At 66.1% G+C, this 3,391-nt stretch carries 4 protein-coding genes; all 4 read right to left on the minus strand.

The genetic code is table 11. The annotated features are described in order from the left end of the window. Window positions 1–509 precede the first annotated feature (509 nt). A complete protein-coding gene (locus LQV45_RS21815) occupies window positions 510–848 on the minus strand; it encodes a hypothetical protein (RefSeq protein WP_230008793.1) in 339 nt (112 codons plus the stop codon). Window positions 849–896: 48 nt separating this feature from the next. Continuing rightward, window positions 897–1,877, minus strand: a complete 981-nt coding sequence (locus LQV45_RS21820; RefSeq protein WP_230008794.1) for a TIGR03086 family metal-binding protein — start codon at window positions 1,875–1,877, stop codon at window positions 897–899. Further along, entirely contained in the window at window positions 1,874–2,266 is a 393-nt protein-coding gene (locus tag LQV45_RS21825) for a helix-turn-helix transcriptional regulator (protein ID WP_230008795.1), read from the minus strand. Before LQV45_RS21825 ends, LQV45_RS21820 begins: the two co-directional genes overlap by 4 nt. A 193-nt stretch (window positions 2,267–2,459) precedes the next feature. Continuing rightward, window positions 2,460–3,077, minus strand: coding sequence for a TetR/AcrR family transcriptional regulator (locus tag LQV45_RS21830; protein ID WP_018772833.1), 618 nt, complete (start codon window positions 3,075–3,077; stop codon window positions 2,460–2,462). Window positions 3,078–3,391: the final 314 nt, after the last annotated feature.

Raw genomic sequence — 3,391 nt, forward strand, 5'->3', positions numbered from 1 at the left:
GTCCTGCGGGTAAGTGTCGGTTTTTCATAGCGGATTCTTTCTGGATTCGATGGTGCGGACCGGGGCTACCGGACCGTGCCCACCATCAGAGCAGAGTCGAATCCGTTCCGCAGGTGCCTCGAAACCCGAGGAAACCGCGCGTAATCCGGCGACGGAAACAGCCATGGACGCACCCCCGGTACCCGATCGGACGCAGCGCGAAGCAGTCCGTAACAGGGCAAGACTCACGCGGTCATTTGCGCCCATCCTGGGACACACCCGTGCCACACCGGCCCGGCACTGTGAAGTCTTGGTGACGCCCTTCGACGGCGCGTGAAGGGGCCGGCGCCGCGCCACTGTCGTGCATGGGACGAAAGATTGCTGGAGATGTGGCCGAATGTTGCGCGCCGGCGCGGTACCGGCGGTCAGGGCCCAGCACGACCAGGCGCACAACAGGACGAATAAAGGCGTGTCCGCCGCTGCTCTTAAGCAGCGGCGAACACGCCTTGAGCATCGGGCCGAGCCGCTGCTTACATTCCGGGGATCTGCTGCGCCTCGTGAACCTCGATTTCGCAGCCGCCGGGCATGTTCAGGTGCGGGTGCACCTTGGCCAGTTCCACGGCCGCCTCAAGGCTGTCGGCCTCGATGATGCTGTATCCGGCGACTTCACGCTGGCTTGGCGCAGTGGCTCCGCCCGCGGAAACGCGAACACCGTTGGCCAGCGGCGTTCCGAAGTCGATCAGGCCGTTGCCGACCTTGGCGGCCCAGTTGTTCCACTGTTCCATGGCGGCTGCCATGTCATCCGGCGCGGGCGGCGCGGCCTCGGCGGGGGTCATCGGGGCGTGATAGAGGAAGACGATCTTGGTCATGTTGCTCCTGCTTTCCTGGCGGTCTTGACGGGCTTAGGTTGGAAAACTTCAGACGACGACGGTCCGGCCGGTGAACGCGACCAGGCGCTCCAGGCTGCTCGCAGGCTCCGCGACCGGTTGGACAGCGGCGAAGCTGCCGCTGGCGCGGACCTGGTGGGAGATGGGCACCAAGGCCAGGGCCTCAACGTGATCCGTGACGACGTCGGAAACTACAAGTTCCTGGCCGGTGGCCTTCGCGAAGTCCCACGCGTGGACGAGCAGCTCGAGGTTGACGATCCCGGCGACGACGGTCGCGGGCAGCTCGGCGAAGCCCATGTCGATGGTGCCTTCGAAGCCGCGGCGGCTGAACGCCTCCAGGGTGGCCTGCGCGAGTCCGGCGATGCCAACTTCCGGGCCTGCCCCGGCGTCGTCGCTTCCGCCCGCGCCCAGCGCCCCGCCGATCTGCTTCAGCGAACCGGCCAGGTGTTCCAGCAACTCGTGGGCCGTGAAATTTACGCAGGGAGTGGCTTTCTCACGGTCCTCCGGGGTGAGCTTGCGCAGCACGCCCAGGAGCAGGGCGAGCGAAGCCTCGGCCGAGCTGAGGTAATCGATCGGGTCCGGGGCGGCCGACCATGCGTCCGGACCGGCGCCGTCCGGGGAGGAGGTCTCGGCGATGAGGCGGTCCAGGTAGTGGTTCCAGCCTTCGGCATGTGCTGCGGCCTGTTCGGCGTTGAGGCCGGCGTGGACCAGGCGGAGCGTGGTGCCCCCGGCGTCGGGCTCCAGCGTGATGGTCACGGTGGACGCGCCCGGCGCCAGGTCCATTCCGGACTCCCAGCCCCAAGTGAAGACGATGCGCTTGCCCGGCTCGATCTCCTGGAATGTGCCGGCGGCGTGGTGGCCGGGAGTGACGGTCCAGCGGTAGTCGCCGCCTATCCGAAGGTCAACGCGGGCCGCCACCGTTTGCCAGCGGCGCAGACGTTCCGGCTCGGTGATGAGCGCAAAGGCCTCGTCGGCGCTGACGGGCAGGTGAATGGTTTTATCGAACGTCATGAGAGTGGTCCCTTGTCTTGAGGCGAAGCATCGGAAGTGGTCGTGTGATGTTGAGGGGGCCGGTGACGCTGGGCGGCAAGTGCGGCCGCATCTGATGCCAGCAGGTCCAGTTCGTAGGTCCAGAACTGTTCGACAAGGTCACGCAGCCGGCCCATGCCGCCTGGGTCGAGTCGGTAGTACCTGTTCCGGCCCTCTTTGCGGGCAGATACCAGGCCGGCCTGCTCCAGGAGCAGCAGGTGCTGGGACACCGCGGAGCGGCTGACCGTGAAATGGGCGGCCAGCTCCCCGACAGCCTGTTCGTGGCTGGCGAGAAGATGCAGCAGGCGTCGCCGGTTCGGCTCCGCAGCAATCTCCAAGGCATCCAACACAACTAATACGTTAGTGATCACTAACGTATTCCGCAAGTGCCCAGCAGTCAGAGGGATCAGGGAACGCAGGCCGGCACCCTTGCGGATCGCGGCCCGGGCATGGGGCAGCTGTTATCGGAGCGGTTCGTCAGGGCGCTATGGCGCGTGCCGGGTTACCGCGTCCCGGGTTAAAGAGATGCCGGTAACCGGGACGGGGAATCCCCGGGCGCAGCGGCTAGAGGCCCCGGTGGTGCTCGATGAGCCATCGCGCCATCTGCTGGGCGCGCTTGGAGGCCAGCGCGTCCCCTTCGGTGGCGGAAATGATGGAGCCTTTCATCAGGATGTGCCAGGACCGGGCAAATTCCTCGGGGCGGTCCAGCCCGGCTTCTTCGGCCAGCGCCTGGATATGCCCGCGGATGCGGCTGAGGTAATCGATGCTCGCCTTGCCCAGCGGGTGCCCGGCGCCCATTTCCAGCAGCACATTGATAAACGAGCACGCCTCGAAATCCTCGCGCTGGAACCAGTCACCGAACACGTCAAAGACGGCGAGCAGCCTCTCCTCGGGGGTGTTGCCCCGCCGGCTGGCCTCGGCCACGATCAGGTCCACGGTCCACACCTGGTCGCGGAGTTCCAGGAAGGCCAGCACCAGGGCGTCCTTGGACGGAAAGTGCCGGTAGAAGGTTGCCTTGGATACCCCTGAACTGCTGATCAGCTCATTGACCCCTACGTCGCGGATGCCGCGGCGGGAGAATAACTCGTAAGCAGTGGCGAGGATACGGTCCACCGGCTCGTCGCGTCCGGCCATGGCTGTGGCGGGCAGCAGCGTAGGACCCTCGGCGTCGTTGACAGTCATGATAAAAAAATTTTACACCGGACCGAGGCGTACAGACCGGTCTGCCTCGGAGTGTGCTATCAGTCTCCGCCGGATTCCACCGGCGCTGTCGGCCAGCACGACGCCGGCGGGCCGGCCAAGGACCCGCCCGGCGCCTTACCCCCACCTAGGGATGCAGAACCCGGTCGCCATCGCGGCGTTGTGAGAAACGACCGTCCAGTGCGTGGACGAAGCTGCGGAGGGTCGCGGATTCGTGCGTGCTGTTGGCCAGCCGGACGATGGCCGAAGCCGTGTGGGCCAACTTGATGTTGTGGTGCTGGCTGTAGGCGGAAAGC

Source organism: Microbacterium sp. Bi128 (assembly GCF_918698205.1).